The organism is Psychrobacillus syltrankelensis (assembly GCF_055454035.1).
In genome coordinates this window covers 1,892,648-1,908,407 of record NZ_CM144227.1, presented here as the reverse complement: position 1 = coordinate 1,908,407, position 15,760 = coordinate 1,892,648, and the positions used below count along the sequence as shown (strand labels likewise).

Genomic DNA, 15,760 nt, shown 5'->3' with positions numbered 1-15,760 from the left:
TGTTGATTTTGAACCATTTAATTGATTGTTGTGGAGGCACGACAGTATAGGTTAACATAGCCATTCAAAAAGGGGGAACAACATGTCAACTGTAGAAGTTTATCGTCCAAAAAATCATGTTCGTTTTGTCACTGCATCGAGTCTATTTGACGGACATGATGCATCGATTAATATTATGCGCCGTATTCTACAAGCAAGTGGAGCAGAAGTTATTCACTTAGGGCATAACCGATCGGTAGAAGAAGTAGTGAATGCTGCTATTCAAGAAGATGTGCAAGGAATCGCAATTTCCTCCTACCAAGGAGGACATGTTGAGTATTTTAAATATATGAAGGATTTACTCGTAGAGCGCGGAGCACCTCATATTCGCATATACGGAGGCGGAGGCGGAGTAATTATCCCGAAAGAAATAAAAGAACTACAAGACTACGGGATTTCAGGTATTTTCTCGCCTGAAGATGGTCGTAAACTTGGCCTTCAAGGTATGATCAATCATATGTTAGTTGAATGTGATGTGCCAACAAAAGCTTCTGGAGCGAAAGATGAAATTTCAACCGTTTCGACGGAAGCCCCAGAGGTGCTTGCTCATTTAATCACAATTGCAGAAGAAGCACATCAAACGCAAGATGCTGAAGTAAAAGTAATGATTGAGCAAGCAAGGAAATTGTCAAAAGGTACCCCTGTTCTAGGTATAACAGGGACTGGCGGAGCGGGGAAAAGTTCATTAACAGATGAATTAATACGCCGTTTCCTACATGAATTGCCTGACAAAAAAATTGCCGTTTTATCGATTGACCCAACGAAACAAAAAACGGGTGGAGCATTACTCGGTGACAGAATCCGTATGAATGCAATCTTTAACAAGCGTGTATTTATGCGTAGTTTAGCAACACGCGGATCTCGCACGGAATTATCGGGTGCAATTGCCGATGTTCTAGATGTTGTAAAAGTAGCAGGTTTCGATTTAATCGTTGTTGAAACTAGTGGTATCGGGCAAGGGGACGCGGAAATTACAAATGTATCGGATGTTTCGATGTATGTAATGACAAGTGAGTTCGGAGCACCATCTCAATTAGAAAAAATCGATATGATTGATTATGCAGATTTAATTGTTATCAATAAATTCGAACGTAAAGGCTCAGAAGATGCACTTCGACAAGTGCAAAAGCAATATCAACGTAGTCGTGAATTATGGCATGATGATTTAGATACAATGCCAGTTTACGGAACTATTGCTAGCCAATTTAATGATAAAGGAACAAATTCTTTATTTGCAGCTTTAGTAGGAGTGTTGAATGAAAAGACCGGTTCTGACTGGGAAACTTCCTACGAACATTTTGTAAAAACACAAAAGCAAAACGTCATCATTCCAAATGACCGTCGCTATTATCTTCGTGAAATAACAGATACTGTACGTGGATATCATAAAAAATCAGATGAACAAGTTGCTTTTGCGAGAAGATTGTTCCAATTAGAAGGTGCAATTGAGACAGTAAAAGAAAAAGCTGCGGATGATGCTTTAGTTCAATCATTGGAGTCATTAGCAAATGGAGTTCGTGATGAATTAACAGCGGAATCAAAGCGGATATTGGAAAACTGGGCAACTTTAAAAGAAGCGTATGCTGGAGATGAATTTATCACGAAGATTCGTGATAAAGAAATTCGCACAATATTACGTACAGAAAGCTTGTCAGGGTTAAAGATTCCAAAAGTGGTGCTTCCAAAATTCGTGGATTATGGTGAAATTTTAAGATGGGTATATAAAGAAAATGTTCCGGGTTCATTCCCATATACGGCGGGAGTTTTCCCATTCAAACGTGAAGGGGAAGATCCGAAGCGACAGTTCGCAGGAGAAGGAACACCTGAACGAACAAATCGTCGTTTCCACTATCTGTCCAAAGATGATGATGCAAAACGACTTTCTACAGCGTTTGACTCTGTAACACTTTACGGTGAAGATCCAGATCATCGCCCAGATATTTACGGAAAAGTCGGTGAATCTGGCGTAAGTATTTGTACATTAGAAGATATGAAAAAGTTATATGATGGCTTTGATTTATGTGCGCCATCTACCTCTGTTTCGATGACAATTAATGGTCCAGCGCCAATAATTTTAGCAATGTTTATGAATACAGCCATAGATCAGCAAGTTCGTATTCAAGAAGAAAAACTTGGGCGTACATTAACTCTAGAAGAATTTACAGAAGTAAAAACTGCTACGTTACAAGTTGTTCGTGGTACAGTTCAAGCAGATATTTTAAAAGAAGATCAAGGTCAAAATACATGTATTTTCTCCACAGAATTTGCTTTACGTATGATGGGTGACATTCAGCAATACTTTATTGACCAAAAAGTTCGTAACTATTATTCGGTATCGATTTCTGGTTATCATATAGCGGAAGCGGGAGCTAATCCAATATCTCAACTGGCGTTTACACTTTCAAATGGTTTCACTTACGTGGAGTATTACTTAAGTCGCGGTATGAATATCGATGATTTTGCACCAAACTTATCGTTCTTCTTCTCGAATGGTTTGGATCCAGAGTACACAGTAATTGGCCGAGTTGCACGTCGCATTTGGGCTGTTGTAATGCGCGATAAATATGGTGCGAACGAACGAAGTCAAAAACTGAAATACCATATTCAAACATCAGGTAGAAGCCTACACGCGCAAGAAATAGATTTTAATGATATTCGCACAACGCTTCAAGCTTTAATGGCATTGCAAGACAACTGTAACTCGCTTCATACAAATGCATATGACGAAGCAATCACAACGCCGACAGAAGAATCCGTTCGACGTGCAATGGCAATTCAAATGATCATTACAAAAGAACATGGTTTATCGAAAAATGAAAATCCACTACAAGGAGCTTTTATTGTCGAAGAAATGACGGATCTTGTCGAAGAAGCAGTTCTTTCCGAATTCGATCGTATAAATGACCGTGGTGGAGTGCTTGGTGCAATGGAAACACAATACCAACGTGGAAAAATTCAAGAAGAATCCATGTACTATGAAATGAAAAAACACACTGGCGAACTTCCGATAATCGGTGTGAACACATACTTGAATCCAAATCCTGCTACCGCAGAGGATATTGATAATATGGAACTTGCTCGTGCAACGAAAGAAGAAAAAGAAACACAAATTACAAATCTTCAAAACTTCCAACAAAAACATGCGAACGAAGCAGAGGAAGCACTCGCTCGTCTAAAACAAGTAGCGGTTACTGGTGGAAATATATTTGAAGAGCTAATGACAACCGTTCAGAAGGCGAGTCTTGGACAAATCACCAACGCACTTTACGAGGTCGGCGGGCAGTACCGACGAAATATGTAAAAAAAAAATAGTGTTCCGATGTATTATCGGGGCACTTTTTCTTGTTTTTTTGTATAATGATACTAACCTTATTTAGTAGATGTTAGAGACTCAATTTGATTTAAGTAGTAAAGGAGAAATGACATGAGAAAAGTAATTCACATAATGGTCATTATCATACTCCTACTACTTACTGTTTTCCTATATAATAAACAACTGGGATCCATTCCTTTACTTTTACTTTCATTTTATTTATTTTTGTTAGCAACTTCAAAAAATTCATTTTTCAAAAAGAATAAATGAATGTAGCATATAACATACTTGTTTGTATATAATGGGAAGTATGCAAAACGGACATTGAAAGGACGTGCACGATTTGAAATTTCGTGAAATGACAACAGCTCAATTAAAAGAAGAATCGTTAATAGATTTAGGATTTGCTATTTTAGAGGATAAGAAAAATTCTTTAACACTAACTGAACTATTTGACGAAATCCAAAAACTTAATGGTTTTACTGATGAAGAGATGGCAAACCGTAAGCCTCAATTCTATACAGATATGAACATCGATGGCCGTTTTTTAGCTACAGCTGAAAATCAATGGGGTTTGAGAGAATGGTACCCTGTAGAACAAATAGAAGAAGAAACTGCTCCAACCGTAAAGGTTCGTAAAAAGAAAGCTAAAGCAGTGGAAGATGATGAGTTAGATGACATAGATGAAGATGAAATTATCTTTGAAGAAGAGTTCGATGAGTTTGTCGAAGAGGAAGATGAAGATGATGACGACGACGTTGCAATTGATTTCGTAGGAGAAATTGATGAAGTGATCGAAGAGGATTTAATCGATGAAGACGAAGATGAATTTGAAATCATTGAAGACGAAGATTTGGACGACGAAGATTTAGAAGATGAGGAATAATTCTTGACTTCTACTTCTATACGCTATAAGATTCAATTGGGCTCTTTTTAAAGAGACATTACTCATGTGCATATGCGCTCCCCTGCAAAAAAGCAGGCGGAGCGCTTTTTGTTGTTGTAATTAAACACATAGGAGGAATAAACAATGACTAAATTTATTTTTGTTACTGGTGGAGTAGTATCTTCATTAGGAAAAGGTATCACGGCGGCGTCACTTGGACGTCTATTGAAAAACAGAGGTTTGAATGTAACGATTCAAAAATTTGACCCATACATTAACTTAGACCCAGGAACAATGAGTCCTTATCAACATGGGGAAGTTTTTGTAACAGATGATGGTGCAGAAACGGATTTAGATTTAGGTCATTACGAGCGTTTTATTGATATTAATTTAAATAAATACTCGAATATCACAACAGGGAAAGTATATTCTTCTGTTTTAAGAAAAGAGCGTCGCGGGGATTACAATGGAGGAACAGTACAAGTAATTCCACATATTACAAATGAAATTAAAGAGCGTTTATTCTTAGCTGCAAAAGAAACACATGCAGATATCGTTATTACTGAAATCGGTGGTACAGTTGGAGATATAGAGTCTCTTCCATTCTTAGAAACAATTCGTCAAATGAAACGTGATGTAGGTAGCAAAAATGTTATGTACGTACATTGTACTTTAGTTCCATTTATCAAAGCTGCTGGTGAAATGAAGACAAAACCTACACAACATAGCGTGAAAGAATTACGTAGCCTTGGTATACAACCAAATGTAATTGTCTGTCGTTCAGAAATGCCAATTCCTCAAGATATGAAAGACAAAATTGCGTTATTCTGTGATATTAAACCAGAGGAAGTAATTGAATGTATCGATGCAGATTCACTATATGAAATTCCATTAATGCTTCAAGAACAACATTTAGACCAAATTGTTGTGGATCATTTCGAACTTGATACAAAAGAAGCGGATATGACTGACTGGCAAGCACTTGTGGATCAAGTGAAATCATTATCGAAAAAAGTTCGTATTGGTTTAGTTGGTAAATACGTAGAACTTCAAGATGCATATATATCTGTAGTAGAGGCGATGAAACATGCTGGTTACAAATTTGATGCAGATATTGAAGTTAAATGGGTTAATGCAGAAGAAGTAAACGAAGGAAATGTCGCGGAAATTCTTTCAGATGTAGATGGAATTCTTGTTCCTGGTGGATTTGGAGATCGCGGAGTAGAAGGTAAAATTGCAGCTACTAAATTTGCACGTGAAAACAATGTACCATTCTTAGGTATTTGTCTTGGAATGCAACTTGCAACTGTTGAGTTTGCACGCTCTATTCTAGAACTACAAGGAGCTCACTCTACAGAGTTAGATGCTAAAACTCCACATGCAATAATCGATTTGCTGCCTGAACAAAAAGATGTTGAAGATCTAGGTGGTACACTTCGCCTTGGATTATATCCATGCAAACTAACTCATGGCTCTAAAGCACACGAAGCATATGGAGAAGAACTTGTATACGAACGTCACCGTCATCGTTACGAATTCAACAACGAATACCGTGAACAATTTGAAGCAGCTGGATTCGTATTCTCTGGTACAAGCCCAGATGGTCGCCTAATCGAAATCATCGAGCTACCAGATCATCCATTCTTCGTAGCATCTCAGTTCCATCCGGAATTTGTGTCACGTCCACAACGTCCACAACCATTATTCCGTGAATTCATCAAAGCAGCCGTAGAAAAATAAACTATATAAAGCAGTTCGACTCGTCGAACTGCTTTTTTTATGGAAGTAACTGGCAAAGAGCAACTAAATGAACTTGGAGAGCAACCAATTATGTGGTAAGAGCGACCAATTCTTCAGTGGGAGCGACCAATTTAATGAGAAGAGCAACCAAATCTCAGAACTAAGAGTTGACTTAAAGTGAGACAGTGCGTTTCTATAAATTAAATATTCAAACTGTAGCAAGCGTTTTGAATTTTTATCCATAATCAGTTAGAAATTAGCAGAGCGATGCAAAAACAAATATTCCTAATACAGGGATTACTCCATGAGTAATAGTTGAATCTACTTTGTTCCTCAGGGATTAAATGGCAAAGAGCGACCAAATGAACTTGGAGAGCAACCAGTTATGTGGTAGGAGCGACCAATTCTTCAGTGGGAGCGACCAATTCAATGAGAAGAGCGACCAAATCTCAGAACTAAGAGTTAACTCAAGGTGAGACAGAGCTTTTTTACAATAAAATATTCAAACTGGGGCAAGCGTTTTGAATTATTATCCATAATCAGTTAGAAATTAGCAGAGCGAGACCAACAATAGAAACCCAAAACAAAAAAGCCCCAAGAAATAACAAATTTCTTGGGGCTTTTCCTATGTTTATTCACCAATAAGTATTTCGTCAAGCTTCATTTTTACAGCTTCATATACAAACATTGCGCTTAAGGCATAGGGTAGTACAATTCGACTTCCATCTTCAGTAGGAAGGAGACCTTTGGAGAGTTTCAAGGAAATATATGTATAGGCTAGATTAGCAAGTTGGTTCTCGTCATCTGCGACTTCTGCGGCTGTAACGCTAAATGGGATGAATTCATCACTTAATTTTTTTGCGAGAGCTAAAGCTTCTTTATTTTCACAAGATCTTGTAATAATCCAAACTCGATCTACACTTGTAAGTTTAGTATTTTTTGTCCATTCTTGCATGCTGGGAAATGGTTCTACAGCATTTTTTGCATTTATTTTAATACTTTCCATTTCGTCGAAAGTGGCGAAGTAAATGGAACCTTGTCGTGCAGCGGCTTGTGCAAGAAGTCTAGATGTTTCTTCTATATTTTCTTCTTCGGAAGTAGCAATTCTTTGAAGAAGTCCGGAAAGTTGGGTTGTTAACATTTTCATGGAATTATCACCTCGTAGTTATTATAAGGTAGGAGAGGAGATACGTAAAACGGGAAGTATTTTGAATTTATAGAAGGGAAAAGAAAATTCATAGCGAATAGTATAGAGGGGGAAATTTAATTAAAGGGGTTTGTGCATCATGAAACAAATTTTAATTGTTGATGATCAACTAGGAATACGAATGCTCTTAAAGGAAGTTTTTTCACAAGAAGGATACGAAGTGAGTTTAGCCTCAAATGGTCTAGAAGCTTTGGATATTGCTGAAAAACAAGCAATAGACGGTGTTTTATTGGACATGAAAATTCCTGGAATGGATGGAATAAAGATTCTCACTTTATTAAAGGAAAAGTATCCAAGCTTACCCGTTATAATGATGACGGCTTATGGAGAGTTGAATATGATTCAAGAAGCAATGGGACTAGGTGCATCGCTTTATTTTACAAAACCTTTTGATATTTTTGAAGTACGGGACGCAATAAATAATTTGTTAAAAAAGTAGTCCATAAGCAGGCAGTGGAAAACATCGCCTGTTTTTGTTATGATGAAAAAGAAAAGTGGGAAATGCCACATGCAGAAATGAGGATTTTCTCATTCACTGGATAAAATAGATATAATAAGCAAATAAATGAGAATAAAATCAAACAGAGGAGGTCCATTTGAATGGCTTTAGTATCAATGAAAGAAATGCTTATAAAAGGTAAAAAAGAAGGATACGCTGTAGGGCAGTTCAATATTAATAATCTAGAATTTACACAAGCTATTTTACAAGCGGCAGAAGAAGAAAAGTCACCAGTTATTTTAGGTGTCTCAGAAGGTGCTGCAAAATATATGGGCGGCTTTACTACAGTTGTACATATGGTAAAAGGACTAATGGAAGACTACAAAACGTCGGTTCCAGTGGCTATTCATTTAGATCACGGTTCTAGCTTTGAAAAATGTAAAGAGGCAATAGAAGCTGGTTTCACATCTGTGATGATCGATGCTTCCCATCATCCATTTGAAGAAAACGTAGAAATTACTTCTAAAGTTGTGGAATATGCGCACGCTCAAAATGTATCAGTTGAAGCAGAGCTTGGGACAGTTGGCGGCCAAGAAGATGATGTAATCGCAGATGGTGTTATTTATGCGAATCCAACAGAATGCGCTGAACTAGTAAAACGTACTGCAATTGATTGTTTAGCACCAGCATTAGGATCAGTACATGGTCCATATAAAGGTGAACCAAATTTAGGATTTAAAGAAATGGAAGAAATCTCAAAACTAGCAGACCTTCCGCTTGTACTGCATGGTGGTACAGGAGTACCAACACATGATATTGAGCGTTCTATATCTTTAGGAACTGCCAAAATCAATGTAAATACAGAAAATCAAATAGCTGCTACAAAAGCAATTCGTGCATATTTAGATGAAAATCCAACTCAATATGATCCACGTAAATATTTAATACCGGCACGCGATGCTATCAAAACTACGGTTATCGGGAAAATGCGTGAATTTGGAAGCTCAAACAAAGCATAATTCAGCAATGTAAATAGATAGAAGGAGAAGCCATCATTATTAACAGGATCTTTTCCTTAGGTTTTAGACAATACTTATACGCACTACAGTCTGACTTGAAAACAAAACGCTTGTCAGTCGAAGTGCAACGAAAAATGAAAGTGTTTGTCAACAGTCTGAGGAGAAGTGCTCTGTTTTAAAATCAGATGCTTCTCCTATTTTTCAATCAACAGGAGGATATTAATTATATGAAGTTTTTTATAGATACAGCCAATTTCGAGGAAATTAAAGAAGCACACGCTTGGGGAATTTTATCTGGCGTAACAACAAATCCATCACTAGTAGCGAAAGAAAATATTTCTTTCCATGATCGTCTTCGCGAAATTACAGCATTAATAGATGGTTCTGTAAGTGCAGAAGTAATCGCGTTAGATGCAGAAGGTATGATTAAAGAAGGTAGAGAACTTGCTGCAATTGCTCCGAATATAACGGTTAAGCTACCAATGACACCTGAAGGTCTAAAAGCATGTTCTGTTTTCCGTTCAGAAGGAATAAAAACTAATGTAACACTTATTTTTAGTGCAAACCAAGCACTATTAGCAGCAAGAGCTGGAGCAACATATGTATCTCCATTTCTTGGTCGCTTAGATGATATAGGACATGACGGAATGGAACTAATTGCGAAAATTGCTCAAATATTTGAAATACACAATATCGATACAGAAATTATTGCAGCTTCGATTAGACATCCACAGCATATTACAGATGCCGCGTTAAATGGTGCTCATATTTCTACAACTCCATTCAAAGTATTAAAACAATTATTTCATCACCCATTGACAGACAAAGGGATTGAAGGATTTCTAGCGGATTGGAACAATCGTAAAAGCGAGTAACAAGACGAAGGAGAAACGTATGGAAGTTTATAAAATAAAAGGTGCAAATCGTTTACATGGAACGATTAAGGTAAGTGGAGCAAAAAATAGTGCGGTAGCACTTATTCCGGCTTCCTTACTAGCTAACTCCCCAGTTACTATAGAAGGTTTACCAGAAATTTTAGATGTATTGACATTAAAAGAAATACTTGAAGAAGTAGGGGCAAAAATTACATTTGAAGATGGAACAATGACAATCGATCCGACGAATGTAGTGGATATGCCTCTACCGAATGGTAATATAAAAAAACTACGTGCATCATATTATCTAATGGGTGCGCTTCTTGGGAAATTTAAAAAAGCAGCTATAGGATTACCAGGAGGTTGCCATCTTGGACCACGTCCAATTGATCAACATATTAAAGGTTTTGAAGCTCTGGGTGCATCGGTATCCAATGAGCATGGAGCAATTTATTTACGTGCAGATGAATTAGTAGGTTCAAAGATTTATTTAGACGTTGTAAGTGTAGGAGCAACCATTAATATAATGCTTGCTGCCGTACTTGCAAAAGGAAGAACGATCATTGAAAATGCTGCAAAAGAGCCAGAAATCATTGATGTCGCAACTCTTTTATCTAATATGGGAGCAAATATTAAAGGTGCTGGTACGAATGTAATTCGAATTGAAGGTGTGGAAGAATTGCATGGGACGAAGCATACCATCATCCCGGATCGTATTGAAGCAGGTACATTCATGATTATGGCAGCAGTTGCCGGAGACGGAGTCACCGTTGATAATGTCATTCCTTTTCATGTAGAGGCGTTAACGGCAAAGCTACGTGAAATGGGCGTTAAAGTAGAAGAATATGAAGAAAAAATATTTATACCTAAGTCAGATAAATTACAAGCGGTAGATGTTAAAACACTCGTGTATCCAGGGTTTCCAACTGATTTACAGCAACCATTTTCAGTGCTAATGACACAGGCCACAGGTACATCAGTTATTACAGATTCCATTTATTCAGCTAGATTTAAACAAATTGATGAACTCCGTCGTATGAGTGCCAATGGACGGGTAGATGGTAGAACTGCAATAATCACTGGACCGGCCAAACTAGAAGCTGCCACGGTTCGCGCAAGTGATTTACGTGCAGGAGCAGCGTTAGTTCTTGCTGGTTTAATAGCAGACGGAGAAACAGAAATTCAAGATATATTTCATATAGAACGTGGCTATAGTTCAATTATTGAAAAGCTCCGAGGATTAGGAGCAGACATTAGACGAGTGGAAATAAAGGAAATAGAAATAAACAACGAATAAATTGAATGCATTCGGAACAATTAAGAGAGTATAACTCTTCAACAAATTAACTGTCTAGACTCTAGGAACCTTGCACTTTTCTTATTTAGAAAATATGCTACAATGTAACAGGAAGAAAGACAGGACGGATTTATTAACCGTAAACCGTAAACGGGAGGCACATATTAGATGGAACGTAGTTTATCAATGGAATTAGTCCGAGTAACAGAAGCCGCAGCTATCGCATCAGCTCGTTGGATGGGACGCGGATTAAAAAATGAAGCAGACGACGCAGCAACTACTGCTATGCGCACAGTTTTTGACACAATCCCAATGGAAGGTGTCGTAGTAATTGGGGAAGGTGAAATGGACGAAGCACCGATGTTATATATCGGAGAGAAGCTCGGACAAGGAACTGGAGGTCCTCAAGTAGATGTGGCAGTGGATCCTTTAGAAGGTACGAATATCGTGGCTTCAGGGGGATGGAATGCACTTGCAGTTCTTGCAATTGCAGATCGCGGAAATTTACTTCATGCTCCAGATATGTATATGGAAAAATTAGCAGTCGGTCCTGAAGCAATAGGTCAAGTGGATATTAACGCACCAGTTATTGATAATTTGAGAGCGGTTGCCCGTGCGAAAAATAAAGACATTGAGGATGTAGTGGCTACTATTTTAGGTCGTCCAAGACACCAAAAAATTATCGATGAAATTAGAGCTGCTGGAGCTCGCATCAAGTTAATTACAGATGGTGATGTTGCCGGAGCTATTAATACAGCCTTCGATAATACTGGTGTAGATATTCTTTTTGGAATGGGTGGGGCGCCTGAAGGGGTTATCTCTGCAGTTGGATTAAAATGCTTAGGCGGGGAAATTCAAGGGAAACTTATTCCTCAGGACGAAGCAGAGCTAGCACGTTGTATCAAAATGGGTCTGGATGTAAATAAGATTTTACGTATGGAAGACTTGGTTAAAGGTGACGACGCGATCTTTGCAGCTACTGGTGTAACGGACGGAGAACTTCTTCGTGGAGTACAATTTAAAGGAGCTTTTGGCTCTACTCATTCAATCGTTATGCGTGCAAAATCAGGTACAATCCGATTTGTTGAAGGAAGACATAGCTTAAAGAAAAAACCGAATTTAGTTCTATAAAACTAAACTTCTCTAATGTATACCCGGCTTAGTCGGTCGGGTATCCTCTTTATAAACTTCAATCCTATTAAACCTTTTTCAGCAGAAGTCGCCACCTTTTATAAAAGCGAGATGTTGCTAACAACTCATAAACTTGATTGGTCAGCTTACCATTGAAATAGGTTACAGCCTTTGGTGAGAGTTATTGTACAAGCTCGTGTGCAGTTTTTTGGGGCGACGAGTGAAATCAGATACACCAAAGTATATATCCCCAAAAATACGAAACAACAAAATATAATAAAGAGTGGTGCTATGCCAATGACACAAACAACAATTAATGAGTTAGAAAATATGACTTTAAAAGAGCTATATACCCTTGCACGCAAATATAAAGTTGCGACTTATAGTAAACTTTCGAAAAAAGAACTTATTTTTGCAATTTTAAAATCACGTGCTGAACAAGAAGGGTTCTTCTTTATGGAAGGCGTATTAGAAATTATCCAACAAGAAGGTTTTGGTTTCTTACGCCCTATTAACTATTCTCCAAGTTCTGAAGATATCTATATTTCTGCTTCCCAAATTAGAAGATTTGATTTGCGAAATGGAGACAAAGTAACTGGAAAAGTACGTCCTCCTAAAGAAAGTGAACGCTACTATGGTCTTTTACATGTAGAATTAGTTAATGGGGAAGATCCAGAAATCGCAAAAGAACGTGTACACTTTCCAGGACTGACAGCATTATATCCAGACCGCCAAATTAAGCTTGAAACTAGTCCAGAAAAATTATCGACTCGCATTATGGATTTAGTAGCTCCAGTTGGTTATGGTCAACGTGGACTAATTGTTGCTCCTCCAAAAGCAGGGAAAACTTTATTAATTAAAGAAATTGCAAATGCAATTACAACAAATCATCCAAACGCAGAACTAATTGTTTTATTAATAGACGAGCGTCCTGAAGAAGTAACTGACATTGAACGTTCCGTTAAAGCAGATGTGGTAAGTTCTACATTTGATGAAGTACCTGAAAACCATGTAAAGGTGGCGGAGCTTGTTTTAGAAAGAGCAATGCGTTTAGTTGAACATAAACGTGACGTTATTATCTTAATGGACTCTATTACTCGACTTGCTCGAGCATATAATTTAGTAATACCTCCAAGTGGTCGTACGCTATCAGGTGGTATTGATCCAGCGGCATTCCACCGTCCAAAAAGATTTTTTGGGGCTGCGCGTAACATCGAAGAAGGCGGTAGTTTAACAATTCTTGCTACGGCATTAGTTGATACGGGTTCCCGTATGGATGAGGTAATTTATGAAGAGTTCAAAGGAACGGGTAACTTAGAACTTCATTTAGATAGAAGTCTTGCAGAACGTAGAATTTTCCCAGCAATCGATATCCGTCGTTCCGGTACTCGAAAAGAAGAACTTCTAATTCAAAAAGATCAGTTGGATAAACTTTGGGCTATTCGCAAAACTTTCTCCGATTCTGGCGATTTTGCTGAGCGTTTCTTGAAAAAACTTCGTCAGTCAAAAACAAACGAAGGATTTTTTGAACAACTAGCAGTTGAAATGAAAGCACATCGTAGTGGTAAAGTGACTCTATAAACTAAAACTAACAACTTGCATTTAAAATGTATAGATGCTATTATATATGTTGTAAGTTTACAATTTTCTGCTACATATACGATTGGCAAACAATCGGATCGTGTAAGGTATCAGTTTCATAAACAACTCTGTTCCAGATGGTTCAGGGCGAGAGGAGAGATAGAGATGAAAGCAGGAATTCATCCCGATTACAAAGAAGCAACAGTATCATGTTCATGTGGTAACTCATTCACAACTGGTTCTGTAAAAAACGACATCAAAGTCGAGTTCTGTAACGAATGTCACCCATTCTATACTGGACGTCAAAAATTCGCAGCTGCGGATGGCCGTGTTGATCGCTTCAACAAAAAATACGGTATTAAAGAAGAAATTAAAAACTAATTACCAAGTACCTGCAAAGCACATTGTGTTTTGCAGGTATTTTTATTTGTTTGGAACATTTGCATACATAATAATGTAAATATTTTTTTATATATCGAGGTCCACTCCCTTATGTTATAAATAGATATAGGAAATAGATTAGTAGAAGAAATTGAATTACAAGGAGAATTAGAATGGCGCAATTATTTTATAAGCACGGTGCAATGAATAGTGGCAAATCTATTGAAATTCTAAAAGTAGCTCATAATTACGAGGAACAAGATAAGCCAGTTCTCATATTTACACCAGGCATTGATACAAGAGATGAAATTGGATATATTTCAAGTAGAATAGGATTAAAGAGAAAAGCTACAGCAATCTATGACGATACAAATTTATATGAGTTGGTAAAAGATCATTCACCAAAACCATATTGCGTATTAATTGATGAGGTGCAATTTTTAAAAAAAGAGCATGTCTTACAACTAACAAAAATTGTAGATGAACTAGATATTCCTGTTATGGGATTCGGACTAAAAAACGATTTCCAAAATGAACTTTTTGAAGGAAGTCGCTATATGTTAATATACGCAGATAAAATTGAGGAAATGAAAACAATTTGCTGGTTCTGCCATAAGAAAGCTATTATGAATCTCCGTGTAGACGAAAATGGCAAACCAATATACACTGGCGAACAAATTCAAATCGGTGGCAACGACTCCTACTATCCAGTATGCCGTAAATGCCATGCCAATCCACCTTTATAAATACAAAGCAAAAACCACTTATTCTATATGAATAAAGTGGTTTTTTGAAAGAAAGCTATAAGTTTTTATGCCGTGAACAGGTTAATTTCTGCTGCAGGCGGACGCTTTCTTGGGGACAAGCATCAAGCCGCTTCCTGTGCACCTGCGCAAAGCTCGTCGCAGAAATTAATTTAGCTACGCTCCGTCCAAGGTCTTGATTTGCTTGCTAATCCCCTAGGATTCGCTGCCTTCCGCCAGGTACACTTATAGGACGATTGCGTTTTTCTTAAAAGATAAGAAAGTATGTGGATTATCGTCCTGCGAAACCAGTGTTCATAGTACTTTAAAGAATTAGATAATACAGCGGATTTCCGTTTCAGGTGGGCGCGTTCCGCGGGGTGAGCGATGAACCATCACCGCCGCTACGCGTTCGTTGTGATGGCTCATCTGTCTCACTCATCCCGCTGGAGTCGCCACCTTTCACTACAATCTATTAGGTAAGTAGACTTAACAAGAAGATTTAGCCCAGCTATCTCTAAGAAAATAGAATTAGTTTATGTAAACGTAGTGATAATGCCATCCTGTAATCGTTATTGAATAAGGGATGCTATTGCTTTTTAAAATTTTGGTGGAATTTTGTACATCCGGATAGTCCCCTAACTAATGTTCATAGGATTTAAATGACATCTATCTAACTAAGAAATTATAAATCGTACAATACATACTAGTTGATTGGAGCGTAGGCGGCGACTTCTGCGGGAATAGCATGAGCGGAAGGCCCCACAGGAACGGAGTGACGAGGAGACTGAAGCCATGCCCGCGAAAAGCGTCCGCCATAGCGGAAATCAACCATTTCTAAGTTACTCTTCTTAAAAGGACCGGGCGTCTTTTTACCCGGTTTTTCTTATTTGATTTGTGAATTTGGTTTCTTGTCGGGTGAATTGGTCTCAAACTGCTATTATATGTAAAATTACGCTGATTTGATGTGCAAGAAAACACTTTTTCAATTGGATTTGCTAATTGTTCTCGCTTTGGAGCAATTTAGTCTCGAATCGAGGTAAAATGGTCTTGCACTCCTTTTGGATGTAAGCAACAGCCTGCTTTGCAAAGAATATTACGGAAAAAGT

The 15,760-nt window shown here is 37.8% G+C and carries 12 protein-coding genes; 11 read left to right on the top strand and 1 reads right to left on the bottom strand.

The genetic code is table 11. The features are described 5' to 3' along the window. Positions 1–82: 82 nt before the first annotated feature. The 3 genes from icmF to ACTSKG_RS09170 all read left to right on the top strand — a co-directional run bounded on the left by icmF (position 83) and on the right by ACTSKG_RS09170 (position 5,978). Positions 83–3,340, top strand: coding sequence for a fused isobutyryl-CoA mutase/GTPase IcmF (gene icmF / locus ACTSKG_RS09180; RefSeq protein WP_464757881.1), 3,258 nt, complete (start codon positions 83–85; stop codon positions 3,338–3,340). Positions 3,341–3,695: 355 nt separating this feature from the next. After that, positions 3,696–4,238, top strand: coding sequence for a DNA-directed RNA polymerase subunit delta (gene rpoE / locus ACTSKG_RS09175; RefSeq protein ID WP_464757880.1), 543 nt, complete (start codon positions 3,696–3,698; stop codon positions 4,236–4,238). Positions 4,239–4,382: 144 nt separating this feature from the next. Further along, positions 4,383–5,978 (top strand): CTP synthase, encoded by a 1,596-nt coding sequence (locus ACTSKG_RS09170; RefSeq protein WP_464757879.1) that lies wholly within the window; start codon positions 4,383–4,385, stop codon positions 5,976–5,978. A gap of 631 nt (positions 5,979–6,609) precedes the next feature. Here ACTSKG_RS09170 and ACTSKG_RS09165 read toward each other — a convergent pair. Next, on the bottom strand, positions 6,610–7,125 hold the full coding sequence (locus ACTSKG_RS09165) for a DUF2529 family protein (protein WP_464757878.1): 516 nt from the start codon (positions 7,123–7,125) through the stop codon (positions 6,610–6,612). A gap of 139 nt (positions 7,126–7,264) precedes the next feature. Between ACTSKG_RS09165 and ACTSKG_RS09160 the strand changes: the two genes are divergently transcribed. The 8 genes from ACTSKG_RS09160 to ACTSKG_RS09125 all read left to right on the top strand — a co-directional run bounded on the left by ACTSKG_RS09160 (position 7,265) and on the right by ACTSKG_RS09125 (position 14,654). Continuing rightward, complete coding sequence (locus ACTSKG_RS09160) at positions 7,265–7,624, top strand: response regulator (RefSeq protein ID WP_464757877.1); 360 nt, start codon at positions 7,265–7,267, stop codon at positions 7,622–7,624. Between the two features lie 161 nt (positions 7,625–7,785). Next, on the top strand, positions 7,786–8,643 hold the full coding sequence (locus tag ACTSKG_RS09155) for a class II fructose-bisphosphate aldolase (protein WP_464757876.1): 858 nt from the start codon (positions 7,786–7,788) through the stop codon (positions 8,641–8,643). 227 nt (positions 8,644–8,870) lie between these two features. Then, entirely contained in the window at positions 8,871–9,518 is a 648-nt protein-coding gene (fsa, locus tag ACTSKG_RS09150; RefSeq protein ID WP_464757874.1) for a fructose-6-phosphate aldolase, read from the top strand. 19 nt (positions 9,519–9,537) lie between these two features. Continuing rightward, the gene (locus tag ACTSKG_RS09145) at positions 9,538–10,815 is read left to right on the top strand and encodes a UDP-N-acetylglucosamine 1-carboxyvinyltransferase (protein WP_464757873.1); all 1,278 of its coding nucleotides are present in this window, start codon (positions 9,538–9,540) and stop codon (positions 10,813–10,815) included. 168 nt (positions 10,816–10,983) lie between these two features. Further along, a complete protein-coding gene (gene glpX, locus ACTSKG_RS09140) occupies positions 10,984–11,946 on the top strand; it encodes a class II fructose-bisphosphatase (protein WP_464757872.1) in 963 nt (320 codons plus the stop codon). 297 nt (positions 11,947–12,243) lie between these two features. Further along, entirely contained in the window at positions 12,244–13,527 is a 1,284-nt protein-coding gene (gene rho, locus ACTSKG_RS09135) for a transcription termination factor Rho (protein ID WP_464757871.1), read from the top strand. Between the two features lie 165 nt (positions 13,528–13,692). Next, the gene (gene rpmE, locus ACTSKG_RS09130) at positions 13,693–13,908 is read left to right on the top strand and encodes a 50S ribosomal protein L31 (RefSeq protein ID WP_464757870.1); all 216 of its coding nucleotides are present in this window, start codon (positions 13,693–13,695) and stop codon (positions 13,906–13,908) included. A 173-nt stretch (positions 13,909–14,081) separates the two neighbouring features. Continuing rightward, positions 14,082–14,654: a thymidine kinase gene (locus tag ACTSKG_RS09125; protein WP_387581930.1), complete on the top strand. Its 573-nt coding sequence runs from the start codon at positions 14,082–14,084 to the stop codon at positions 14,652–14,654. The last annotated feature ends 1,106 nt before the right edge of the window (positions 14,655–15,760 follow it).